The organism is Rhodopirellula sp. SH410 (assembly GCF_055811895.1).
On record NZ_CM147949.1, the window covers coordinates 3,771,809 to 3,796,057 of the forward strand.

18 protein-coding genes are annotated in these 24,249 nt (G+C 57.4%); 13 read left to right on the forward strand and 5 right to left on the reverse strand.

Translation table 11 applies throughout. From position 1 onward, the window contains the following. Positions 1-403 precede the first annotated feature (403 nt). Positions 404-1,729, reverse strand: a complete 1,326-nt coding sequence (locus SH410x_RS13815; RefSeq protein WP_473677049.1) for a hypothetical protein — start codon at positions 1,727-1,729, stop codon at positions 404-406. 499 nt (positions 1,730-2,228) lie between these two features. Here SH410x_RS13815 and SH410x_RS13820 point away from each other — a divergent pair, with 499 nt between their 5' ends. The 7 genes from SH410x_RS13820 (at position 2,229) to SH410x_RS13850 (ending at position 11,578) form a co-directional block, all read left to right on the forward strand. Next, complete coding sequence (locus SH410x_RS13820) at positions 2,229-4,412, forward strand: alpha-amylase/4-alpha-glucanotransferase domain-containing protein (RefSeq protein ID WP_473677050.1); 2,184 nt, start codon at positions 2,229-2,231, stop codon at positions 4,410-4,412. A gap of 155 nt (positions 4,413-4,567) precedes the next feature. Next, positions 4,568-5,443, forward strand: a complete 876-nt coding sequence (locus SH410x_RS13825; RefSeq protein WP_473677051.1) for a serine/threonine-protein kinase — start codon at positions 4,568-4,570, stop codon at positions 5,441-5,443. A gap of 392 nt (positions 5,444-5,835) precedes the next feature. Continuing rightward, positions 5,836-6,480, forward strand: a complete 645-nt coding sequence (locus SH410x_RS13830; protein ID WP_473677052.1) for a hypothetical protein — start codon at positions 5,836-5,838, stop codon at positions 6,478-6,480. A 402-nt stretch (positions 6,481-6,882) separates the two neighbouring features. Then, the gene (locus SH410x_RS13835; protein ID WP_473677053.1) at positions 6,883-7,965 is read left to right on the forward strand and encodes a DUF1559 family PulG-like putative transporter; all 1,083 of its coding nucleotides are present in this window, start codon (positions 6,883-6,885) and stop codon (positions 7,963-7,965) included. Positions 7,966-7,967: 2 nt separating this feature from the next. After that, positions 7,968-9,413, forward strand: coding sequence for a PQQ-binding-like beta-propeller repeat protein (locus tag SH410x_RS13840; RefSeq protein WP_473677054.1), 1,446 nt, complete (start codon positions 7,968-7,970; stop codon positions 9,411-9,413). Continuing rightward, entirely contained in the window at positions 9,410-10,648 is a 1,239-nt protein-coding gene (locus SH410x_RS13845) for a hypothetical protein (RefSeq protein WP_473677055.1), read from the forward strand. Before SH410x_RS13840 ends, SH410x_RS13845 begins: the two co-directional genes overlap by 4 nt. 120 nt (positions 10,649-10,768) lie before the next feature. After that, on the forward strand, positions 10,769-11,578 hold the full coding sequence (locus SH410x_RS13850) for a DUF4198 domain-containing protein (RefSeq protein WP_473677056.1): 810 nt from the start codon (positions 10,769-10,771) through the stop codon (positions 11,576-11,578). Here the strand turns inward: SH410x_RS13850 and SH410x_RS13855 are convergent. Further along, positions 11,575-12,828 (reverse strand): cell surface protein, encoded by a 1,254-nt coding sequence (locus SH410x_RS13855; protein WP_473677057.1) that lies wholly within the window; start codon positions 12,826-12,828, stop codon positions 11,575-11,577. The two genes, SH410x_RS13850 and SH410x_RS13855, sit on opposite strands and share 4 nt — an antisense overlap. 280 nt (positions 12,829-13,108) lie before the next feature. Here SH410x_RS13855 and SH410x_RS13860 point away from each other — a divergent pair, with 280 nt between their 5' ends. From SH410x_RS13860 to SH410x_RS13880, 5 genes are all read left to right on the forward strand, one after another. Next, entirely contained in the window at positions 13,109-13,537 is a 429-nt protein-coding gene (locus SH410x_RS13860; protein WP_473677058.1) for a DUF6384 family protein, read from the forward strand. A 55-nt stretch (positions 13,538-13,592) separates the two neighbouring features. Further along, complete coding sequence (locus tag SH410x_RS13865; protein WP_473677059.1) at positions 13,593-15,014, forward strand: coiled-coil domain-containing protein; 1,422 nt, start codon at positions 13,593-13,595, stop codon at positions 15,012-15,014. A gap of 4 nt (positions 15,015-15,018) precedes the next feature. Then, entirely contained in the window at positions 15,019-16,266 is a 1,248-nt protein-coding gene (locus tag SH410x_RS13870) for a 1-acyl-sn-glycerol-3-phosphate acyltransferase (protein WP_473677060.1), read from the forward strand. A gap of 165 nt (positions 16,267-16,431) precedes the next feature. Further along, positions 16,432-17,751, forward strand: a complete 1,320-nt coding sequence (locus tag SH410x_RS13875) for a cytochrome c (RefSeq protein ID WP_473677061.1) — start codon at positions 16,432-16,434, stop codon at positions 17,749-17,751. 727 nt (positions 17,752-18,478) lie between these two features. Next, positions 18,479-18,841: a hypothetical protein gene (locus SH410x_RS13880; protein WP_473677062.1), complete on the forward strand. Its 363-nt coding sequence runs from the start codon at positions 18,479-18,481 to the stop codon at positions 18,839-18,841. Positions 18,842-18,847: 6 nt separating this feature from the next. On the opposite strand, the gene SH410x_RS13885 is transcribed toward SH410x_RS13880, so the two are convergent. Beyond that, positions 18,848-20,044: an SGNH/GDSL hydrolase family protein gene (locus SH410x_RS13885; RefSeq protein WP_473677063.1), complete on the reverse strand. Its 1,197-nt coding sequence runs from the start codon at positions 20,042-20,044 to the stop codon at positions 18,848-18,850. 375 nt (positions 20,045-20,419) lie between these two features. Here SH410x_RS13885 and SH410x_RS13890 point away from each other — a divergent pair, with 375 nt between their 5' ends. Continuing rightward, the gene (locus SH410x_RS13890) at positions 20,420-21,943 is read left to right on the forward strand and encodes a polysaccharide lyase (protein ID WP_473677064.1); all 1,524 of its coding nucleotides are present in this window, start codon (positions 20,420-20,422) and stop codon (positions 21,941-21,943) included. Positions 21,944-22,326: 383 nt separating this feature from the next. Here the strand turns inward: SH410x_RS13890 and SH410x_RS13895 are convergent, their stop codons facing one another. Both SH410x_RS13895 and SH410x_RS13900 read right to left on the reverse strand, forming a co-directional pair. After that, positions 22,327-23,562, reverse strand: coding sequence for an NAD(P)/FAD-dependent oxidoreductase (locus SH410x_RS13895; protein ID WP_473677065.1), 1,236 nt, complete (start codon positions 23,560-23,562; stop codon positions 22,327-22,329). A gap of 47 nt (positions 23,563-23,609) precedes the next feature. Then, positions 23,610-24,116 (reverse strand): MarR family winged helix-turn-helix transcriptional regulator, encoded by a 507-nt coding sequence (locus tag SH410x_RS13900; protein WP_473677066.1) that lies wholly within the window; start codon positions 24,114-24,116, stop codon positions 23,610-23,612. Positions 24,117-24,249 lie beyond the last annotated feature (133 nt).

Here is a 24,249-nt window from a genome sequence, read left to right on the forward strand (position 1 = left end):
CTCACCAAATGCCAGCGAAGACGCTTCAGCGATTAGTGGCCTGTTGTCTTCGTAAGCCGAGTCGCGTGAGCGGCCGGGTGCCGTCCGTGCCCCGATACCTTACGGTTCTCCGCTCACCATTGCCTGCGAAAATTTGATTCAATCAACAGGCCGCTAGCCGGTGATGGGGCGTCGCGAACGCCACCGGTAAAGTAAGCCGACGCGATGAAGAATCATGGGCGGTGCGCTGCCTGGACGCTCGCTGCGGGTTTTGCACGGCGTTTCTTGCCTACGATCCCCGCGGCCAGCGCTGTCGACTCACATCACAACGGCACCCGGCCAAACTCGACTCATCCGTGCTACCGACCAAATGTCGATGGAGTCCGCTGGCGAGCGAAACGCACGGCTCATCTTGTCGTCGCGACTAAAACATCCCACCACCACCTCCTCCTCCGCCACCGCCCCAACCACCCTGGATCGGTGGGCCGCTCGGGGCCGGCGGGCGACCGCTCCAGATTGGATCGGGGCCAACGTGGGATTCTCGCAGCGATCGCATCAGGTCGGCAACTTGCTCATGGATCCCGAGTGTCGTGCTGACGAGCAAGCTGGGGCGAGCCGACTCACCATTGCCCACCGAGACCATGGTTCCGACACCGCCGAGTGCCTCCCAACTACCGGGCTCGATGGTTGTTTGAATCATCGACATCGTTGAACCCTGATCACCTCGTGGCAACCCGGTGCCTTCGAGAAAATAGAGCCGCGTCAGCAGACGGCTCTCCGCATCTTCCCTCGTCATCACTAAGATCATGCCGTCGCCGATGGTGTAAACTAAATCGAGGTCGTGCAGCATGAAATTCAAGGCCGCACCGAGCGGCAGCTTTTGCACATGCGACTTCTTATGGGACGCCTCTGATTCCGCTTCCTCCTTTTCAGCGTCGGGATCATCTGAAGTCGTGCGCTGCGGGGAGCCCCTGACGGGAACATCTTCTGTCAGTCCAATCGCCTCGAGCGAGATGCGACTAATATTCATCGGAAAGCCGACGGCGTTGGAGAAATCTGCGATCGCACGGTTGAGTGGGGTTCGATCGATTGCCAACACCACCTCCGTCGCCAGCACTGCGTCAACGCGAGCGACCAGCTCATCAGACATCCCCACCCATTTGTCGGTCAGGATGCCCCGTCGTGTCAGTTCCGAAAAATCGGCAGTGATCACGAGTCCTTCGTCTTGGACCTCTGCCCGCAAGCCGAGAGGTTGCAGAATTTTCCGCAAGGAACTTCGCAGCGGTTGATTATCGCTGGAGAACGTCACGTTGGTCTGCGACGATTCCAGTCCAGCGTATTCGATCGCGCCAACATCGACGAGCACGGGGACGCCGATCTGTTCGGAGAGCTCGTCGGCTAACGTATCCAATCCCGTCTCCAACTGCATACTCACCTCGACATCCAATTTCGCAGCAGCCTGCTTTGCGACATGCGTGCGATACTTCGGTTTTCCGGGCCCTGTTTTCTCCGCCGCTTTCGATGGGGCGAATGGTGCCGCCGCGTGCTGGCGTTGATGCTGATTCGGTGTGGGGGCTGCGTCCAACTGTCCGACAAGCCCCTCGCTACCGGCGCCGCCCGGCCCAGCAACTCGCAGCGTCATCGGTTGCTCGCCATCGCCACCGATCGCGGGGGCTTCGGATAAACACAAACCAGTCACCGTTGCCGCGGCGAGGCACGCCGCAGCAATCCATGAAGAGCTACGTAACATCGAACATCCTGAACTGAGGAGAGAAGATAGATTGACAGGCGATGTGGTCGGGGCGGATGAGGAGCCGCCATGGGGTGACGAGCAGCGCGGGCTTCCACTGCGGACGGCGCGTTGGTGTTCTGGGGGGGGACTTTCTTCATGGCGCCCCCTACGAATAGATAAGCGAGTCTACCCGACGCCGCGTTGAAAATCAACAAACAGGGGGGGGGGAGAGAACCTGTCCCGTTCGCGAGTTCTACATTTTGAGCAATTGTTCAACTTATTTCCCGAGATCGTCGATAATGACTCCATGGGCTACCGAAGTTGACGGTTATGCAGCTTCCCAGCCTTACCGAGACTCTCGGGGATGTGCCAAACGTGCCGCTTAATGGGGTGAAAGCCCCCAAAACGACGTATCAATCCTTTCCTCGATGGGATTCGGAACGATCGATACGAGCCGTACAATAGGTCACGACTTGGACTCACTTCGCCCCACTTTTACTCATAAATGCCAAACGCCATGACGCCGCACGTTCATCTCTGCTTGGTCCTTCACAACCACCAGCCCATCGGTAACTTCGACGGCGTCTTTGAGCAAGCCTATCAGGACAGCTACCTACCGTTCCTAGACGTTTTCGAGCCCTACGAAGCGTTGCAGATCTCACTGCACACATCGGGCCCATTGATGATGTGGCTAGCTGACAGGCATCCCGAGTATCTCGATCGGTTGCGTTTACTCGTTGACGCGGGACGTGTTGAAATTGTCGGTGGCCCGCAATACGAGCCCATTCTGACAATGCTTCCAAGCCGCGATCGGATTGGTCAGATCCAATCCTACAGCCGCTGGCTCAAACGAAACGTCGGCGTCACGCCTGGCGGAATGTGGACACCGGAGCGAGTGTGGGAATCGAGTCTGACGACCGACGTTGTCGACGCAGGCATTCATTACACGGTGCTGGACGACTATCACTTCAAGGCCGCGGGTTTGAAGGATGACGACTTGACGAGCTATTACCTCGTCGAGGACCAAGGCCGTCTGCTTCGGATTTTTCCCGGCAGCGAGCATTTGCGATACACGATCCCGTTCCGCCCCGCGAGCGAGACGATCTCGTATCTGCGCGGCGTCGCCGAGCGTCATCCCGGCGCGGTCATGACATTTGGTGACGACGGCGAGAAGTTCGGGACGTGGCCCGATACGAAGGTGCACGTGTACGACGAGGGTTGGCTCCGTTCGTTCTTCGACTCGCTCTGCGAGAATCAGGAATGGCTGCACACGATCACGATGGCCGAGGCAATTCGCAGGGCACCGGCAGCCGGCAAAACCTACCTGCCCGATGGCAGCTATCGCGAAATGACGGAGTGGTCGCTGCCTGTGGAGTCGCAAGAGACGTTGGAAGACGTCAGCCATGCGTTGGAGAAAAGCTCCGAATGGCCACGACTGAAAACGTTCATCCGCGGCGGGTTTTGGCGCAACTTCAAAACTAAGTACGATGAAACGAATGAGATGTACGCACGCATGATGTACGTCAGCAAGCGTTTAGCGAAAGCCGAGGCGGCAGGATGCGACGGTGGCGTGCTCGCGGAAGCTCGCGACCATCTTTATCGCGGTCAGTGCAACTGCCCGTACTGGCACGGCGCCTTTGGTGGCGTTTACCTGCCGCACTTACGCAATGCGATCTACGAACACTTGATCGCTGCCGATACGCTGCTCGCCCAAGCCGAGGGGACGCTCGGCACACCTCAAGCCGCCGCCGATGACTATGACTTCGACGGCCAGCAAGAAGTCCGTTTGTCGAACGAACACATGGTTTTGTGGCTCGACCCCGCCCGCGGTGGCCGGATGTACGAATGGGACGTTCGAGAAATCAATCACAATCTATTGGCAACGTTGCAGCGGCGACCTGAGGCCTATCACCGTAAAGTTTTGGCCGGTCCAGGCGCCGGCGACGGTGATGTCGCCAGCATCCACGACCGGGTCGTGTTCAAACAAGAGGGCCTCGACGAGTGTGTGCAATACGATCGGTATGCACGCAAAAGCCTCATGGATCACTTCTTTGACAACGAAGCGACCTTGGAATCGGTCATGGCGGGCGATTCGCTCGAACGCGGTGATTTTGTTGACCTTCCGTTCGAAGCCAAACTGCGCCGTGGCAGTGACCGCGTGCAAGTGCAAATGCGCCGAGATGGTAACGCATGGGGGATCCCCATCACACTGACCAAAGCGGTCACGATCGATCAAGACAGTGACACGTTGTCGGTCACCTACCTGTTGGAGAACCTGCCGCCCGGTCGCCCGCTGCATTTCGCGATTGAGTGGAATTTCGCGGGTTTGCCCTCCGGCGCCGACGATCGGTACTTCAGCGATGCCGATGGAAATCGGCTCGGACAACTCGGCGACACAATCGATCTCAACGGCGCCTCGTCGCTGTGCCTTTCGGATCGCTGGCTCGACATCGATGTCGAACTGAAGTGCGATCGAGAAAGCGGCATTTGGGCATTCCCCATCGCCACCGTTAGCCAGAGTGAAGCGGGCTTTGAGCTGGTCCATCAAAGCGTGTGCGTGATGCCACATTGGATCATCCAGGCGGATGCAAATGGTCGCTGGTCGGTCCGCATCGATGTGCAAACTCGCTGCGGCTCGCCGGCCGACCCGATCATTCAGAACCGACTATTTCCCGAAGAACTGAGTCATACCCATCGCTAGGGAACGAGCGAAATGAGTGCCCGAGCGCTCGGCGGACGGAATCGTCGACCGCGGAACGTTCGACCACAAATTCAGACTGTAATTTCCTGCTCGTTCCTAGGCATCTGATCGGTCCCCGATAGATGCTTCGACCTTTGTATAAAGAGAAACCGCGAGTGACTGCAAAGCTACGATTGGTGATGGCCGACCCCGAGCCAACTCGGCGACTGCGTGTAGGCGCACGGCTGGACAAGTACCGTTTGGTGCGTCGGTTGGGCGAAGGCGGTTTCGCCGTCGTTTTCCAGGCCCACGACTCAATCGAAGATCGTTCGGTGGCATTGAAACTGCCGGACCTGTCAAGCGAAGCTTTGTCTCAATCGTTCGACGATGTGCAGCGCGAGGTGCGGATCATGGCGAGATTGACGCATCCAAACGTGTTGCCACTCAAAGACGCCCGCTACATCGATGGCCAGTTCGTGATGGTGTTCCCGCTCGGGGATGAGAGCCTGAACGACCGCTTGAGCCGGCGGTTGGCACGCAGTACCGCGGTGGGTTATGTCCGTCAAATGACCGCAGCGCTCGCCCACGCACATGAAAACCGTGTGCTTCATAGGGACATCAAGCCTGAGAATTTCATCCTGTTTCCCGAAAACCGCATTTGCCTGACCGACTTTGGATTGGCGCGGAATCAATCACGTCGACATCAGATCTCCGCCTCGGGAACTCTCGGATACATCGCGCCGGAACAGGCGATGGGAAAACCCACGTATCGCAGTGATGTGTTTTCGCTCGGGTTGATCGTGTATCGCATGCTCTCGGGGATCCTGCCGGAGTACCCATTTGAAGCTCCGCTGCCATCGTACGCGAAATTTCGCAAAGGACTGCATCCGGACTTCGTCGATTGGGCACGAAAAGCCCTCGATCCGACGCCCTCGAAGCGTTTTCGCGATGGTGTCGCAATGCACAACGCACTCGAACGCATCCGCCAAATCATCACCGATAAATCCGCGACGGGCAAATCGAATCGCAAGTCGGCACAGCGAGCGGCGTGATCATTCAGGGCTCCCATCGAGCGTTCTGGTAGCGGCTCTCGATAAAGCCGCTCACCCACCGCCCCCTGCCACCGACGCGGCAACTCAACCAACTCGTCCCCCCCTTTGAGCCGAGTGCCGTAAGGCACCGGGTACCACCCCCGCACTCTCACCCCCGCACTCTCACCCCCGCACTCTCACCCCCTCCCTCTCACCTGCCCACGCACACCCCGCCCTCGCGACTCCGCTCCACCAGCCATCCGCCGGTATGTTGCGAGTGCGACGGACGACCGCAGCGATTCTCAAAGGAATCGAATTTACAACCGTGACAGCGTCGACTAAAGTCTCCATCTGTGAGGAGCGAGCCTTTTTAGGGCCCGTGTTGAGGCTTTGTCCCCAGTTTGTTTTCGGTTTTGTCGTTCTATCGAGCGCGGTCGCTACCGCTTCGCCAATTCATCAGCGTGCTGCTGTTGGCGGTGGTTTCGTGTAGTGTCATCGGTGTGCCTTTCATGGCGCCCGGTCCCAAAAAAACGGGACGTTTTCCTTGCGAGAACTGTGCGTGCGGCTGTGCGACGGCAGATTTTTGTTGGGACAAGTGCTGTTGCCACTCCGACGCCGAGAAACTTCAGTGGGCAGCCGATAACAACGTTACTCCTCCCGCGTTCCTAGTCGCTCGCGTTTCCTCCTCTGGCACGCAGCCGACGCTAGCGGTGAATCGATCGGCGAAGCCTTCGATCGCGTCGAAATGTGGCTGTTGTTGTGGCCCCAAGGCCGCGGTCTGCGAGACGGTGACGTGCGAGAGCGTCGACTCCGTCAAACCGTCCGCAGTGGACTCGCCAGAACCCGCGGAAGCGGTCTCCCGGATGCGTCTGGTCAGGCTTGAAGATGCTGCGAAATGCCGTGGCGTCACCTGGCTGTGGTCGCTCCTTTCCGAAGTGGTTGTCACGCCGTCGGACCAACCGTTGATTGGGTCGGAACCGCGGTTGCTGTTTTGCTTAGCGATCGTCAACGATCACGCTATGTCTCGGGCGATCTGCCCCGATCCGCCCGTACCCTAGCTCACGGCGGCGGAAGTCGACCCATTCGTCTCTGAACATCGTTAATCGCGAACACTCCCTGGGAGTGCGGTCGTCGATGGGACGTGGCTGATGTGGGTTGCCTTCTCTTCATCATTGACGGCATTCCGATTCGTTGCTGCGCACGTCGTTGCGTAGCAAAAACACCGCTGCCGCGCGGGTGATACGAGGTCTTGCTCCTCACACCAGCGTGGTCTTCGCCGCCGGCGCGGTAGCGTCCTTCGAATCTTCCTGCCCAATCCCCGTTAAACGGCACCGCATCAAAACTCAATCCAATGCGTTGCTCAGGATCGCTGCGCGCCGTCACGAACACGGTTTTTCAGCGGCCTAGGGTTTTTTCGTAATCCAGCATCGCCTCCCTTCCCATATCAATATTTCAGCAAGATGAATTCACCGTACTACCGCCTTTCTCATCGACGGGCATTTACACTCGTCGAACTCCTCGTTGTGATCGCCATCATTGGCGTCCTGGTCGGCTTGTTGCTGCCCGCCGTGCAGTCGGCTCGCGAAGCAGCACGGCGCATGCAGTGCAGCAATAACTTGAAACAGGTCACCCTGGCGATGCATAACTATGAAAGCACGCATCGCAAGATGCCGACGAATTACACGACAGGCGCGGGCACATCCGGCAACTTTTCAGTGTTTGCACAGATGGCCCCGTTCTATGAACAGGGCAACATGCTCAGCATGATTCACTTCGATCAACCGCTCACGGTTGGTTGCTGTCCCGGGCAACTGGTGGCTCCGCACGACACCGCAGCGGCCACAGCGATGCCGACATTGACCTGTCCGAGTGAAAACCAAGACCGTACGTACTACGTGACATCGCTGAGCGGAGCGGGCCCAACACAGGCCTATTCAGCCACCAATTATGCGATGAACAACGGCACCGGTGTGGGGACACAATACGATACCCGCGTTGCCACCAACGGAATCAACTGGATCAACGCCCATGTCGGCTTCGAGGCGGTCACCGATGGCCTGAGCAATACCGCGGCGTTCTCTGAGCATCTGCTCGGCGTACTCGAGCAGTCGCCGGCCGAACCCACCATGGATGCGATGCGACGACGCACGATGTTCAACGTCACCTGCGCATTCATCAGCCGCACGATGCCCCCGAGCACGCCTGGGATGGCCGGTTTTGTTTTGCCGGAGGATCCCAATCAGATGGAGGCCTACACGCGTGCCAGTAGCCTGCACCGGGGATGGTCAGGCCAGCGGGGAGCGGGCTGGATCAGCGGGCGTGAATACTGGACAGGCTATACCCACTACCATCCGCCCCAAAGCGGTATCCCCGACATCCAGAGTTGTGGCTGGGGCGTATTTGGTGCCCGCAGCAATCATCCCGGTGGAGTGCATGTTGCCCGCTGCGATGGCAGCGTCGGCTTTGTCAACGAGAGCATCGACCTGAGCGTCTGGCGATCTCTTGCGACTCGCAATGGCCACGAAGTGATGGAGGGACTGTGATCATGAGAAACCGACGACTCCCCTTCCTGCTCACGATCGCGATGGCCTACGGGATCCTCGACAATCAGGTTGATGCGCAAGCGGTCTGGCCATCATTCCTCGGACAAGGCCGTACCGAGGTCCTGCAGGCCTCAACTCTACCGTTGACGTGGAGCCCCAGTGAAGGCAGACGATGGAAAGCCAGCCTTGTCGGCAAAGGGCAATCCAGCCCGATCGTCTGGGGCGACACGGTTTTTGTCACCAGCATCGAGGGTGACATGAAAGAGACATGCATTGTCACGGCTTTGGATCTGCAATCCGGCGACGAGAAATGGCGGCAGACTTTCGATTCTGCGATGCCGCTGCGTGCGAACTATTTCCAAAGCCGCTCGGCGCCGACGCCTCTGGTCGACGATGAGCAGGTGGTCGCGTTCTTCGAAACTGGGAACCTCGTCGGGCTCGACGCGGCAACTGGCGAGATCCAGTGGCAGCGGTCGCTCGTGGCGGATTACGGAGCGTTTGAATCGGTCATTGGTCTGGCATCGTCCCCCGTCGGCTTGGGTGCACGCGTCTTCGTGATGATCGATCACGAGGGTGAATCCTATTTGCTGGCTGTCGAGAAGACGTCTGGCAAGACATTGTGGCGAACCCCACGTTTCAGTCGCAAGAGCTACGCGTCTCCTGCGATCATTCGCATCGGTGGTGCTGACCAGATCGTCTGCAGTAGTGATGGCTCGGTTGACGGCTACGATCCCGAGACCGGAGAACAACTCTGGACGTTTGAGGAGATCGGCGCGAACACCTCCAACACGCCGCAACAAGTCGCGGAAAACACCGTCTTGATCGGTGCCTCGGCGGGCATGCAGGATGCGAATCTGAGCGATGCCATCGAGTCCAATTTGTGCCTGCGCATCGACCCCACCGACGATGGTTTCGAACCGCATGTTTGTTGGAAGACTCAGAAAGCGACCACGACGTTTGCCTCGCCCATGGCCCATCGCGGCTACGCATACTGGATTACGAACGCCGGCGTGCTTTACTGCTACGAACTGGAAAGCGGTAAGACTGTCTATCGCAAACGCGCCGGCGAGCAATGCTGGATAACGCCCGTTGGCATTGACGATCGGGTGTACCTGTTTGGCAAAGGCGGGACGACGACCGTCATCGCTGCGGGGCCCGAGTTCCGTGTGTTGGCGGAGAACGAATTGTGGGACTTGGAATCGATTCCGAGCACCGATCCAGGTGCGTTCTCTCGTCCTGGCGCGCCGCGAGACCAAGAGGCTTCCCATGCCAAGGCGTCCACTGCCGCTCGCAAACCCATGAGTGAAGAAGACATGGAGTCGGCGCGTGCGAACGGTGAGAGCCGATTCGCCGATCCGGTTCAGTATGGTGTTGCCTTCACCAACGACGCGATCTTGATTCGAACCGGTAGCGAAATCCACTGCCTGGCACGGGAGGTATCGCAATGATCCGCACGGTGACAATGCTAAGCCTGCTCATGCTCGCCGATGGCGTGCAGGGACAAATGGTGAACTGGGAGGCCGAGCCGATCCGCTACAGCGAATCCCCCGCGACGCGAAACCCCGTGGCCCGACTTCAACATGCGATGGACAAGGGCGAAATCCAGATGGAGCGCAACGACGCGCTGCCCCGACTGCGGTGGCTGCTCGAGCAATTGGAGATACCGTCCTCCTCGCAGGTGTTGGTGTTCTCCAAAACGAGTATGCAAAAGCCGCAAGTTGCCCCCAGCACACCTCGCGCGATCTACTTCAATGATGAGGTGTTTGTGGGCTATGTGCAGAACGGCTTGATCGAGATCGCGACCGCCGACCCCGATTTGGGCGTTGTGTTCTACACCCTGGACCCTCATCTTGAGGAGCCACCAACGCTGCAGCGACAAGTAAACCGCTGCCTGAGTTGCCACGGTGGAGCGCGGACCGCGGGGGTGCCAGGGTTTCAAGTTCGCTCGGTGTTTCCCGATCCAAACGGTCAACCGGTGCTTCGAGCTGGCAGCTCACTATCGAGCCACCGCAGTCCGATCGCTGATCGCTGGGGTGGTTGGTACGTGACCGGAACCCATGGGTCGCAGCACCATCGCGGCGGCTACATCCTCGAGGGCAGTCGCCGACCGGTAGAGATGATCAATGTCGATGGCGAGAACCAATCGACTCTCCCCGCCCATGTCGATCTGTCTGCCTACGTGGGAGCGACGAGTGATATCACCGCACTGATGGTCATGGAGCATCAGGTGGAAGCCTACAATTTGCTCACGCACGCAAACTTCGTCGTTCAACATGCCCTCTGGCAAGCCGACGGCGGTTCGCTGAGCACGCCACAGAACCAGCGCATCGCGACCGCGGTCGAGCCGCTCGCGGAGTACTTGTGCTTCCATGACGAGGCCCCACTGGTCGCTCCGATCGCCGGCGTGGGAACCTTCACCGAGGACTTCACGGGCGTCTATCGCGGGGACCACGACCGTGCACTACGCCAATTCGATTTGCAGACGCGATTGTTCCGGTATCCAGTGAGCTATTTGATCAACTCGGACACGTTCGCGAAGCTACATCCCGTCCTGCAGTCCGCAATCGCGACAGCGATATGGGATCGTATCGACGAAGCGAGCGAACTGGGGGCCGTTCTCTCCGAGTCGGGGCCTCAGTGGCTAACCGCCCACAGGCCGGAAAAAACCTCCGCGTCTCCCTAGCGCAAAGACGGGCCCTTCGGGCCTAATCACGATTGAGCGACATGCAGGAAGCAGGTCGCTCGTTCAACCCCGGGCAGGCTGCCTTTTCCCATTCCCAATTTCTCCTAACTAAGAAGTATGATGCTCCGCTACACACTCTCGGTCACGTTGATGATCGCCCTACAAACTTGCCATTTCGCTGCCGCTCACGATGTTTGGCTGCAAACCAGCAGTCCAGTCGTCCGCACCGGAGAAATCGCACATGTTGACTTAAAACTGGGGAACCATGGCAACCACCATCGCGACTTCAAACTGGCGGGACGGATCGATCTCGACTGGGTATCCGTCGACCACCTCACCCCGGACGGCGTCCGCACTGACATCAAAGACAAAATGTTTACGACAGCATCCGCCGACAAGGAGGGATACTGGACAACACCGTTGGTAGCCACTCAGCCTGGCATGCACTGCGTCGTCGAGCAACTCGATCGTGTCATGCAACATGGCAAGTCCGTTCGTGGCATCCGTACCGCGAAATCTTATTTCCTGGTCGCCGACTCGCTCGACAATCCGGTCTTGAACGAACATGTTCATGAACAACCACTCGGGCTGCCCTTTGAGCTCGTGCTGCAGACATGCCCGCTGAGCGAGGTTGTCGTCGGACAACCGATCACCGTGCAGGCTCTGCATCAGGGCAAGCCCCTTTCGGACGTCGTCGTTAGCTTCATTCCCGAAGGCACTCACCTCGCGGGTGAGTTTGATCCCGCGTACGAATTTCGCACCGATCGAGAAGGACGGGCCACGTTCGTCCCCAATGCTGCCAATCGGTACTTGGTCGTTGCACACTACACTGCCGATGACGAGCGGAGCGACGAATACGAATTCACGAGCTACGCGTCAACGATCACCTTGCATGTGCCGCGTCAGCGTCCGTTCGTAAGCGGCAACTAACCAACGAATTCCCCACGGGCGTACTTGCCCATGGTTTCTTGGTATCGGCGTTTGCCTTCCTCGACACTTTTGCGGATCGCCTTGGTGCTCTCATCACTTTCCTTGCGCAGCTCGGCGATCATTTGCAGCGATTCGATCTGGAATCCACTGATGGAATCAACCAGCTTTTGGACGGATTCCGGATCGACCGTGCTGCCGTATCCCGCTTTGAGCGCAGCCCGTTCGAGCTTGCGTCCCAAGTTCGCGATATCTTCAAGGCCTTTGTTCACGCCGTCTTTCATGGCCTCGGTGGCCTGCGTGACTTCGTGCAGGCCGTGCTGACTGGTGTAGACCGTGCCGAGAATCGTAAACACATGCTCGTTCGTTGTGAAAAACGTCACCGCGCGACGGAACACACGTTCTTTGACGTCGTGTGTTTGCTTGAGTTTGGTGATCAGCGTCTCCCCGACGTCGTAGCCAATCGAGAGGTTCTCAGCGATGTCCTTGAGCAGTTGATACGTCTTGTCTTCCTCCTCGAAACGGTGCCGCGCCTCGTCGCGTCGAAGTTCTAACTGGCTCTTGCCACCCTCATCGGCGCCCGCGTACTGATCGACGGCTTTTTGCGCATCGGCGAGTTCCTGCTTCGCTGCGTCGAGTATCGGCAAATCCTCGTCGAGAAGTTCGCGGGCGAGCACCTCCGCTTCTTTCAATGCAAAGCGAAAGTCGATGTAGGCATCCATGATCTGTTCTTCCGACTTCAACGCTGCCTTCGTGTCCTTGGCAACATCCCCGTAGACTTCGACTATTTTCTCAAAGCGATCACTGGGCGTGCCCCGCCGCATATTCATCCACCAATTCGAGACTTTCTCGGTGCCCGAAATCTTGCCGTCGTCGAGCTGCGCGATCAGCCGCTTGCTGTCGTCGCGGACCGAATCGAACATCTGAGCGATGTCCATGTAACGATTGCCAACCTCGACGCTCTCTACGTTCTCGCGAACGAGTGCGTTGAACGAGCTCATGTGCTTGATGACCTCGGCGATCGCGAGCACCTTCGATTCGTCGATATGCTTGACCTCCTCGAGCAGCGTCAGCAATTCCTGCGGCGCCTGGTTTTCTGCGGTCCCAAACTTCTTAAGCGTGTCCAGTGCCCGGTCGAGATAATCACGCATCGACGTCGAGCGAGTGTCGAGATCCTGCGTCCGATCGGTGGTCTGCAACTCGGACTCAGACTTGGGTGCGGCAGGCTCGTTGGCTCGTGCTTGTTGGCTCATGACCGGGAACTCGTGAAAAGCGGAAGTGAACGAAGAGTCTTGCCACTAGGCTATCGTTCTGCCAACCGAGCGGCAATCATCCTCCGAAATTTCGCCGAGTGCCGTGATTTTGGCCAGGGACACGATTCTGGCTCGCCAACGCTGCCTGTACTCCCTGCAACGAAGGGTGTCAGCGTAGAATGAGCTGTAGGGTCAGCGATTCGCAAATTGTCGCTGAAAAATCAACTAGATTCTGGAGCTCGCTTCTTCTCCAGGAAACCACGACGTTTGAGATTGATCGATGACTTCCAGTGCCAACGCTCAGGTGCAAGCCCCGGCTCCTGCCGCCTTCTCGCCGGATGAGCTCCACCGCCGACGCGCTGAAACGAAGCTGCCTGGCGAAGACATGACGATTGCCGAAACGCTGCGGGTGATGGATGTCGCCCGCGAAATGCGACAACAGCGTGAGACCGCTGAGGAGATGTTCCGCCACGACGAGGTCCGCGTGCGACTGCGTCAGAAATTGATGCGGACCGCGGCAATGTCGGGAGACCGGGTCACCGAATCCGAAATTGATGCCGCCATCGATCAGTACCTCGCCAATCTGCATACCTACGCGGCCCCCAAACCAGGTATGAAAAAGTTTTTCGCCTACTGTTGGATCTGGCGGTACCGTCTGTCCGCGGCCGCTGCCGTGGTCGCCGCCACGGGAGCCTGGCTCTTCCTGTAGGCTGGCCGTCGTGCCGACTTCTCTTCTGCCCTTTTCTCATCATTCTCTCTTCTCCATGCCGATTTCTGGACCTCAAGCTCACCAGCAGCTGATTGCCGCCTACAACCGAGCTGCCGCGAAGCTGGAACAGCTGCGTGGGCAGATGGGGCAAATTGAACAGCAGCGTGACCAACTCGCAGACGACCGAGACGAGACGCTGCGAAAACTCGCCGAACACTATCTACCGGACCTAACGGTCGAGTCGGTGCAGAAAACGTGGGCTGAAATCCGCCCGGCCATGCGCGAAATCCTGCTTCGCAAAGAGGGACGCGTGCGGGAACTGAAGCTGCAACTCGATGACGAAAATCAACTCCGAGGCAACCTCGAAACGGGACTGGATGAGCTCAATGAGCGACTCGATGCCGCTGAGAATCGTCAAAACGAGATCGCCGCTCAGGTAGAGCAGTATCTCACTGACCAGCCCGCGTTTGTCGATCTGTCCCATCGCGCCGCAATGGCCGAAGTGGCCTTGCAGCGTGCCCAGGACAATCTCGACGAAGTCAGCCAGGACGCGGCACGCAAACTCCCCGCCTATGACGAGGACCACCTGTTCACCTACCTGAAGGATCGCGATTTCGGCACGTCGAAATACCAGCATCGCGGCATAACCCGACGGATGGACCGGTTTGTTGCGAAATTGGTCGATTACAACAAAACGAAGCGCAATTACGACTACCTGACCAATACGCCCACCGCGATGCGAAGAATCATCGCCGAGGATAGTGCCGCGCTCGACATGGTGATGGCTGAGATCCAAGGTTATCGCGACCATGCGGCAGACAAGTTCGGCTTGCCCGCACAACTCACCCTTGTCGAATCACTCGTCGCAGAACGCAATTCGGCCATTGAGGGGCTGGGGACGCAAACCTCCGCTTGCGAGGCGATCCAGGCTGAGCTCAACGCGATCGAGGGCCCTCGCTGCGAATTTTATCGCGATGCGATCGAGCTGTTTCGCAAGATGCTCGCCGACAAACAATCCAGTGAACTGCGACAGGAGGCTCGCCACACCCCTGAGGTGACCGACGATCAAATTGTCGCATCATTGCGTGGTATCGAAAACAAAATGGAAAACTCGGAGCAATCAACGTTGCATCATCAAGACGCCCTGCAACAGGGCCAGGAAACCTATCAAGACATTGGGCGGCTGATCCAGCGGTTTCGGGCATCGGGATACGATCGTCCACGTTGCCAGTTTTCCGACTCTTTCGATTTGCCTGGCTCGCTCGATCGTATCAACTGTTCCGCAGACGTCGATGCCTTGTGGGATGCCATCCGACGTGCCCAGGGATGGGGGCCCACCGCCCTGGATCGCGTGACCGCAGCGGCGACTCATCCGATGGCACAGATTCTAGTTAACGCGATGGCACACGCGACGGCAGGTGCGATGAGCGATCACGCCCGCCGAGCAGGCCAACGTTCCAATCGGCGAGGCTCATAATCAAATGACCGTTATCCTTTCTCGCCCCTACAACTTCGTACCGCCGCATCGTGGCAATACTTGGCCGACCGTTATCCAAAAACTGCGGCTGATTGATCGACACCTGCGGAAGCGTGAATGTGTCTTGCACTACGAACTACGGTATCCCGATCGTCTCGCCGACTCGATTGCCGCCGGCCACGGCGTGCTGCTGGCGCCGAATCACTGTCGCTATGCAGACCCGATTGTGCTGGGATGGCTGGCCCGCGAAGTCAACACACACCTCTACGCCATGGCGTCGTGGCACCTTTTCAACACGAACGGATTCGAAGCGTTTGCGCTCCGGCGAATGGGGGCGTTTAGCATCAACCGCGAAGGCAACGATCGGCAAGCGATTGAGACCGCCATTGAGATGCTCGTGGCCGCCGAACGACCGCTCGTGCTGTTCCCCGAAGGCACCACCAATCGCACCAACGATTTGCTCAAACCGCTGCTCGATGGAGTCAGCTTCATCGCCCGCGCCGCAGCGAAGAAACGCGAGAAAGCGGGCCTCGGCAAAGTCGTCATGCATCCCGTCGCCCTGAAGTACCTGTGCTTGGGAGATGCCTGGCAATGGGCCGATGTACAACTCCGGCAACTGGAGTCGGCATTGAGCTGGCACCCCGGACCGACGACGCAAGACCCCTCACTATTGCTGCCGCGACTGCTGCGCGTGTCCGAAGCCTACCTCGCGTTGAAGGAGATCGAACATGTTGGGCAAGCGTCAGCGGGAGATCTTCGGCCGCGCCGGGACGCCCTGATCGAATTCCTGCTCTCACGCTGCGAGAATCGCTACCGCCTCTCGGGGAACTCCAACGAAGGGGTGCGCGAACGTGTCCGCAGGATCCGCACCGCAGTCACGGCCGCGTATTTTGCTGAGGCCCCCACGTCCGCAGAGCCGGCGGTTCGTGACCCCGCCCCATTCCTCGCCGATGCCGAAGCTGCCGACCTGGCACAGTTCCTCCTGTCCTTTCCAGACGAGTATCTGATGCCAGGGCAAATCACTGATACTCGAGTTGTCGAGACGATTCAGCGGATCCAGGAAGCTATTTACGGCAAGGCCAAAGAAACGATGCCGATGAAGGTCGTCGTCGAAGTCGACGATGCCATCGAAGTCTCCCCACAGCGAGGACCGCGAGGCCAACCCGATCCGCTACTCTGCCAACTCGACGAAAGATTGCGTACAATGATGGAAGCCTTATCGAAGGAAGCTCGCGATTTCGAAAAGACCTGATTTTTATTATTGCTGAACTCCCCGCTGCCCGCTGCAGATTGAACCATGACTATCCGCACTGCCGATCCCGACCCCTCTTTGTCACCCGCCCATTCAGTTCTGGCCGGTTGCAATTCAGTTCCTTGCCGCGGTCAATTGTCACATCGAAGTGCGAAAAGCACTGCGATGGCCATGGCGAAATCGACGATTGGGGCCTTGGCGACACCATGCGTTATCGTCGCAACGTGTCTTCTTGCGGGCTGCCACAGCGAACCACCACCGCTGGAGTTTGAGCCAAACTTGGTACACACCATGAAGTACCAAATCAAGGAAGGCATCCCCATGGAACAGGCCGGTGAGGATGCGTTCTGGGTCACCACGGAAATGTTTGGCACTCCCGAAGATCCTAAACTGCCCGCGATCGTGACCGAAGATGAAGACCTCGCGGCGGTTGTCTCGCTGGAAAACCTCCAGCGCGCCTCCGGACGAATCGGGCAAGAAGGTCGTGGTCTGTTTCAGACCCACTGCGTTACCTGCCACGGCACAACCGGCAACGGTCGCGGTGAACTGTCCTCGACCATGAGCCCCTACCCACGCGACTATCGCAAAGGCATTTTCAAGTACAAGTCCACGGAGCGGGGGGCGAAACCAACCCGCGAGGATCTCGCCGGTCTGATCAAGAACGGCATCAACGGCACACGCATGGTCGCCATTCCTAACCTCACCGATGAAGATGTCGATGCTCTCGTCGATTACGTCATCTACCTGTCATGGCGAGGCGAACTGGAACGGCAACTAATCGACGACGCCGTTTATGAATTGGATCTTGAATCCGGCGACCGGATCATCGACCCAGCCGCTCGGAACGCTACCGGTGAATCCAAAGAGACCTTCGACGAATCCTGGGAACTCGCCGAAGACTTTGCCGCCGAAATCGGTGAAGCTTGGATGGAAGCACCCGATGAAGTGGTCGAGCTCCCCAATCCACCCGAAGGCTTTGTGGTCCCAGATTCACATGAGGAATTCCTTGCCGCGATGCAGGATGACCGCGCCGAAACTCTGCAGGCGTCGGTGGAACGCGGTGGCATGCTGTTCAAAGGCAAAATTGCCTCATGCAGCAAGTGCCATGGCGAGCAAGGACGGGGCGATGGCCAAAACACCGACTACGACGATTGGACCAAAGAATGGACGCTCAGCATCGGTATCAAACCCGAGGACCGCGAATCTCTCATCAAATTGCTAGCTCGCGGGGCGCTGCCACCGATCAATGCGACCCCGCGTAACTTCTCGCTCGGTGCCTTCCACGGTGGCTCCAAAGCCCAAGAACTCTACTTGAGAATTACCCAAGGCATCGAAGGCACCCCGATGCCAGCGGTCACATTCGTCCCCGGCGAGTTCGAAGAAGACGATGTGTGGCACCTCATCAACTTCATCCGCTCCCTCCAAGTCGAAACCGAGAACGACACAGAGGGAACCCCCGACCCAGCACCCCAGCAAGCCACTTGAGTAGGCAAAAGAGAGCCGTAGGGCCGGTTCCACCGGCCGCACGCGTAGGTTTTTCGACTCACAAGCTCGAAACCGTCCCCCAAGCCAGCGAGATTAAAGACCGAGCCGTAGGGCCGGTTCCACCGGCCACACGCGTAGGTTTTTCGACTCAAAAGCTCGAAACCGTCCCCCAAAACCAGCGAGATCAAAGACCGAGCCGTAGGGCCGGTTCCACCGGCCACATGCGTAGGTTTTTCGACTCACAAGCTCGAAACCGTCCCCCAAGCCAGCGAGATCAAAGACCGAGCCGAACCGCCGGTTCCACCGGCCACACGCGTAGGTTTTTCGATTCACAAGCTCGAAACCGCCGTCCAAAACCACTTAGGGGCGTCTGATTGACGCACTGAGCAAACGCCGGCGATACCTCGCATTGGGACAAGTCGCGAACCTCGCAGTCAAGCTCTGCCCTTGGTCGCTGCCGAAAAGACTCTTCCATCGACCCAAGCACCGAGTCGAGGGGAGACAGCTAGCGAAAGACGACTGAACTGGCACCACCGGGCCCCTCTTGTGAATATTTGACACACCCCCTCAAGGTGCGTATCATCACTGGTGTATTAGCGATCACGCTTATTACCAACCGGTTCGACCGGTATCAACCGAGTTCGTCGCATGAGCAATTTCCATTTCGCGAACTCACCTTTACCGATCGCTTCAAGGTTGCATTCCCTCTCTACCTAAGGATTCTCCAATGCGACGCTTGACTCGAATATCATTGCTGCTGCCTTTCGCAATCATCTGCTCGTTCGCGGCGAGTAATTCCGTCGCCGCGGCTGAAGATGATCGCAAGGCCGATGCGAGTGGGGTTTTTCCTGCCGTGTACAGGTTCTACGATCTTCCAGTCTTCACAGCTGACGGCGAATTTGCCCCCAAGGTATTGATGCATCTAATTCGTGCGAAGACTTCACCAGCGGATTGGGAAGAAGGCGAAGGCAAATCAACCTATGTCTCCTACCCGCAGAACCTAAGTCTCGTCATATCGACTCACCGTCAAAACCACGACAAGATCACAAAACTGTTGAACGATATTCGCAGCGAACACGCGAACGACTGATCCGCGTCAAAACGGCTGGAGCGGCGAGGCCGTTTCTGCCCGGCTTGAGTCAGCTAATTTCGATTGCAACCAGCAATAGATCGTTGCACCGATCTGTTTGTAGCCATCTCCGTTGGGGTGCACACCGTTGTTCGCGGGGTAGCCATCGATCGGATCGATGTTCAATTGAGTCGGCACCACGCTGAGATGGGAATCCGACTTTGCAGCGACGTACTGCAATTCTCTCTCAACCAGTCGATGCTGAATGCGCTTCCAACCCCAGCGGCTATAACGATCTTGGTAGTTCGCTTGAAATGCTTCTTGGCGTGCATTGGGCGGAGTGGTCAAGCAGAAACCGATTTGCGCCTCCGGAGCCGTCTTGCGAATCGCGTCCAACAACTCGTCGGCGTTCGCGAGCATTCTGTCGATCCGAGCGTCAATGCCGGATGCGTTATCCGCTGGGGCGCTGAAGCAATCGTTGATACCTAGCAAGATCACCACGTAGTCGGGAACGTGACCATCGCAGTTTTCCTGAAAGTACCGGTGCAGGTTCAATTGCGGTTGGGATCCATCGCTTGCGAAGACAAACGGACTGCTGCGTTTTCCCTTGCCATCGGGGTTGGGCTCAAACCTAGAAACAAAGTGACTCCACGTCCAACCACCATATCCCTCGTGAGCGACACCATCGGCGGCGGAGCTTGGTTTGTGCGTGCCCAGCATCTCCCAGTTGAGGTGTTCCTGCTGGGAAAGCAGGCGAGCGATTTCGTTTGGATAAGCCGAAGCGTTTGTCAAACTATCACCAATGATGAGCAGCCGAATGGGGTCAGCCGAATGCGTCGATTCACTTTTTACTTCCTCGCCGACAACCCGCAGAACACTCGACGCGGACGCAATCAAGTTGTCGTCTGCTCCAAAAACATCGATGCGAATCGGATGGTTTCCCAGGTCATCGTTTGTGGGTTGGACTGCCCAACTGCGCCGAAGCGACTGGCCAATGTCACAGGTCACTTCGAACCGATACCGATCCAAATGTTGCGTCAGAACGATGTTGTCGAAATAGATATGGGTCGAGACGTCGGTCGCGGCAAAAATCGTCGGCGGAAGCGTCAACTTCAACGCCTCGGTTTTCTGTTGCCCGGGTTTCCGCGGCTCGGAGTTCTTTTGACCTTGGGCAGGAGCAAGGCATGCGAACAGCAAAATGGCAAAAGTGGTGGTCCGAATCATTCATTGAACTCGTAGTTGGGATTTCGACCGGCGGATTGCTGTCGTCAAGTGTAGTCATTCGCGAATCACAGCGGGACCTACGATCAACTCCGCCTTGAAACAGCCTTCAAAAACATGTGCCATGTCACACCGCAGGCCTGATGAACGAAGCACTGAACGCTCCCGGGCATCGTCACGTCCAGACGAAATCCATGCCCCCCAACCGAAGCGAGGCTCGCAAGATATTTGCATCAGCTACGAGCGAGTACCACTGCTACACTGTGTATTCCGACACGCGAGCCTTCATCGACGGGACATGGCGTCACTCCAGCATGGATTGACCACCAGGGCAACGTCGCGGGGATCTACAACAGCCACCATCCGACGAGCATTCCAATGCGGCCTACCTCACTTGTCCTGCTATTCTTTGTCCTCACGATGATCGCTCCAGCAAGGGGTGAGCAGTCCGATTGGGCAGAAGGTTCCTTGCAGCACAACGACGGTGCGAATCGCGAACACTACAACACGGGTGCAGATTTGCCATGGAAACACTTCATGGGCGACTGGCGTGATGTGAACAATACGGAGCAAGGAGAGGCAGCCTATGTCGTTACGCAGGTCGAGGACGATGATACGCGTAAGCCCGTACGCTGGGATGTCACGGCGCTGGTGAAAGAGTGGATCGATGGAACACAACCGAATCAGGGGATGTTTCTGCGGATCACCGATGGCCGTGGCCCGATTATGTTCGGGAGTCGCGAGAGCACGGACGCGACACTGCGTCCCAAGCTAGAACTGACGGGTGAAACAGGATCCGTCAGTCTTGAGCCCGTCGCAGACACGTATCTGACCAAGTCGACATACCGCTGTCAGGGCCACGCTGACGAGATACGCGTCTCCGCTGCGCCGGATCATCTTTTGATTCGATTCGATCTGAAACAGGCCGCGAGAGTCGGAGCGATCTTGAAAGCCACGTTGGTTCTTCAAACGACCAAGCAATACGGTACAGCCAGTATTGGAGTTTTTCGCTGCCGTCACGGGCACGACGAACCGACGTCGCCGCCCGTTTTAGGGATTGCTTCAAAATACATAAATGACCAGCGGATTGGCGACGACCCTGATGTGATTTTTGCCACCGGTTTCGAACAGCCGAACTGGCAAAGCGAATGGACGCGGGCCGAACCCCAAGACAGGATCGACACAGTCCATGCCGAGACACGATTCCAAAACTTCTTGCCATTGCACGGACGGGCATTGCGTTCGCGAACGGCCGAAGGCGAGTTCACCGGGCTGAATACGCTTTTCAAATTTGACGAACAAATCGGGGAGGAACCAGAAGAGATTTACTTCCGCTACTATCTGCGATTGGCAGACGACTGGAACCAAACCGTCCAAGGCGGCAAGCTGCCTGGCATCAGTGGGACATATGGCCGAGCCGGATGGGGTGGACGAAAAAGCAACGGCAACGACGGCTGGTCGGCGCGTGGTCTTTTCAAGATGACCGTCCCTCCAGGAAACCCATTGGCGGGGAAAACACCGATTGGTTTTTACTGCTATCACGCCGACATGGAGGGTTCGTATGGAGCGAATTGGATTTGGAGTCAAGGTTATCGCGGGTATCTAGCGACGAATCGGTGGTATGCCATCGAACAGCACTGTCGTTTGAATACTCCCGGTGAAAACAACGGAGTTCTCCGATCCTGGGTCGATGGCCACCTTGCATTTGAGAAGACAGACATACGTTTTCGTCTGACCGACACGCTCCGGATCGAGCAAGTTTGGATGAATATCTACCATGGTGGGAAGACTCCATCGCCTCATGACCAGCACGTGTTCATTGACAACGTCGTGATCGCGAAAAAGTATATTGGACCGATCGCTTCGCAGCCAATAAAATCAACGCTGCCGGTTACCGAATGAACTGGACACGGGGGCCAACGAAGAGAAGAAGCGAGGGAAGAAGAGGGCACACGCTTTACCAGGAGAAATCATTGAAGGCTGCGGCTTATCCTTTGGCGAATTTCATTTTCATCCGCATCTTCTAGAATGCCGCCCCCGCGCATCGCGTTGATGTTGGTCCGCTTCACCAATGTCCACGCAGCGGCAACCACGGATAGAATGAAACACGGCTCATCCGACGGAACCGCACTTCGGTCGCAGCGCCGACTCCGAGTAGTGGGTCTTGTTCAAGATCCTGTGCAGGTGGGATCTTTAACAAGATCCACTACGCTATCTCCTCCATTTGACTTTTGTCGCACGTTGCAAACCGCGGCAGAGGCGGAGGGACCGATGTTAAGGTTCGACTATTCCGCAGCAGTGTCAGCAGCTTTCAAACTGTCAATATCCTCGAAGACCTTGTCGAGTTCGGGTTTAAACAAGTCGCCAATGAGCAAGTCCGTAATGCTACCTCGATGATGGGGGAACCGGCGTATGAAGTTTCCGAAGCTGAAGCCGTCGTAGTATTCGCAGACCAGCCGACGCATCCGGTTCATGCCTTCGACGTAGCCTCGCTCCCACTTGCCCAACTGGTTCTGCGACGTGTCCCCGATCTGTAGCCCCTCAATAATCGCATCGGCAGCTAGCTGGCCGGACGTCAGGGCCAACAGGACCCCAGAAGAATAGAGCGGATCAAGGAATCCGAACGCATCGCCAACCAACACCCAGCCATCCCCGGCAGCTCGACTGGCTCGGTAGGTGAAATCCTTCGTCGCCTTGACCGGCGCCAGTTTCTCACCCATCGAGACACGTTCGATTACCGCGGGGCAGTTCTGCATCTCTTCGGCATAGGTGGCTTCATGATCATTTCGTCCTTTGAAAAGGTAGTCAAAATCCGCGACGACTCCCACGCTAACCGTGTCATCCTGCATGGGGATGTACCAGAACCACCCTTGTTTGTTCTGGAGGCTCAGCACCATCGTCGCGCCGGCGTTCTTTCCCTGATCTCGATAGGCTCCTTTAAAATACGACCAGAGTACTCCCTTGTTGAGAACGGGGTCGGGAACCCGCAGCTTGAACTTGTTGATCAGTAAAGAACTTTGCCCACTGGCATCGACAACCACGTCAGCGCGGACGTCTCTGGACTCCCCGTCGTCGGTGGCAATCCGAACTCCAACGGCTCGCTCCCCCTCAAAGAGCACATCGAGGACACGTGCGCCCTCGTGCACTCTAACCCCCTGTTCCTCGGCATTTCGCAGCATCATGGTGTCGAATTCACTACGGCGAACCTGCCACGTCTGAGAGCATTCGTGTGGTTTGTTATCGTGGAAGTAAAACGGAGCGGATTGCTTTCCCGTTGCGTTCACAAATTGAACGCTGTACTTCTCAACAAACGGGCTTTGTTTCATCTTGTCGAGCATCCCCAGCCGCTTCAGGACCCAGTACGTCTCGGGAATTAGGGACTCGCCAATATGGTAGCGAGGAAATGTCTCTCGCTCGAATAGCTCGACATCGTAGCCCTGCTGGGCGATCAGTGTGGAAGCGGTCGCACCGGCAGGACCACCCCCGATGACGACAACACGTGGATTTTGACCAACAGACATTTCTGGAATCCTATCAAAATGGGTGCGTTAAATTCAGTTGGCCAGGATCACCCATCGACAAACGATGGATTCTCAGGGTCCTCATGGGGGCGACGTGCGGTTCTCAACAACTCAGCAAGCTGCCGCAACGATTCCCTACTCATGTGTCCAAATTGACGAGTGTGACACTCCTGGACTTTCGCCTGCATTTCATCGAGCAGTTGCCTACCGTCTGCAGTGATGCTGACATCGACAACACGGCGGTTGTCAGATCGGCGGTGACGGCTGAGAAGCCCCCGTTTTTCCAGACGATCAAGCAAACGCGTCATGTCGGGAGCACGGGAAATCAAGCGGCTCCCCAATTCGAGTGTCGGCACGGACTTCGGGTGGGACGACTGCAACAGTCGCAGGGTGTTGTACTGCTGAGCAGAGAGTCCTCGCTGTCCAAACATGTCGTCCTCGATCGACTTCAGCCGATCGTAGGTTCGCCAGAGATTGAGAAACGCTTCCTGCTCTAACGAGTCGAACTTCGGGTTCTCGACGGGCAGAGCAAGTGGTGGCTGAGACTGGTTCATATCCGAGATAATATTCGCCCCCAAAACACTCGTCAAGACAACTGTTGTTTCGACGTGCATCCGAAGTCGCCATGGAAACCTAAGTTGCCAACGCTTTGCGTAGCGATCGCGATAAAGTTGGCTGTCCCTTTCT

Excerpts from the sequence above, each read along its gene's own strand:
- SH410x_RS13875 (WP_473677061.1), top strand. The coding sequence starts at position 16,432 with ATGGCCATGGCGAAATCGACGATTGGGGCCTTGGCGACACCATGCGTT.
- SH410x_RS13900 (WP_473677066.1), bottom strand. The coding sequence starts at position 24,116 with ATGAACCAGTCTCAGCCACCACTTGCTCTGCCCGTCGAGAACCCGAAG.
- SH410x_RS13835 (WP_473677053.1), top strand. The coding sequence starts at position 6,883 with ATGAATTCACCGTACTACCGCCTTTCTCATCGACGGGCATTTACACTC.
- SH410x_RS13850 (WP_473677056.1), top strand. The coding sequence starts at position 10,769 with ATGCTCCGCTACACACTCTCGGTCACGTTGATGATCGCCCTACAAACT.
- SH410x_RS13880 (WP_473677062.1), top strand. The coding sequence starts at position 18,479 with ATGCGACGCTTGACTCGAATATCATTGCTGCTGCCTTTCGCAATCATC.
- SH410x_RS13870 (WP_473677060.1), top strand. The coding sequence starts at position 15,019 with ATGACCGTTATCCTTTCTCGCCCCTACAACTTCGTACCGCCGCATCGT.
- SH410x_RS13860 (WP_473677058.1), top strand. The coding sequence starts at position 13,109 with ATGACTTCCAGTGCCAACGCTCAGGTGCAAGCCCCGGCTCCTGCCGCC.
- SH410x_RS13840 (WP_473677054.1), top strand. The coding sequence starts at position 7,968 with ATGAGAAACCGACGACTCCCCTTCCTGCTCACGATCGCGATGGCCTAC.
- SH410x_RS13895 (WP_473677065.1), bottom strand. The coding sequence starts at position 23,562 with ATGTCTGTTGGTCAAAATCCACGTGTTGTCGTCATCGGGGGTGGTCCT.
- SH410x_RS13890 (WP_473677064.1), top strand. The coding sequence starts at position 20,420 with ATGCGGCCTACCTCACTTGTCCTGCTATTCTTTGTCCTCACGATGATC.
- SH410x_RS13865 (WP_473677059.1), top strand. The coding sequence starts at position 13,593 with ATGCCGATTTCTGGACCTCAAGCTCACCAGCAGCTGATTGCCGCCTAC.
- SH410x_RS13885 (WP_473677063.1), bottom strand. The coding sequence starts at position 20,044 with ATGATTCGGACCACCACTTTTGCCATTTTGCTGTTCGCATGCCTTGCT.
- SH410x_RS13855 (WP_473677057.1), bottom strand. The coding sequence starts at position 12,828 with ATGAGCCAACAAGCACGAGCCAACGAGCCTGCCGCACCCAAGTCTGAG.
- SH410x_RS13845 (WP_473677055.1), top strand. The coding sequence starts at position 9,410 with ATGATCCGCACGGTGACAATGCTAAGCCTGCTCATGCTCGCCGATGGC.
- SH410x_RS13815 (WP_473677049.1), bottom strand. The coding sequence starts at position 1,729 with ATGTTACGTAGCTCTTCATGGATTGCTGCGGCGTGCCTCGCCGCGGCA.
- SH410x_RS13820 (WP_473677050.1), top strand. The coding sequence starts at position 2,229 with ATGACGCCGCACGTTCATCTCTGCTTGGTCCTTCACAACCACCAGCCC.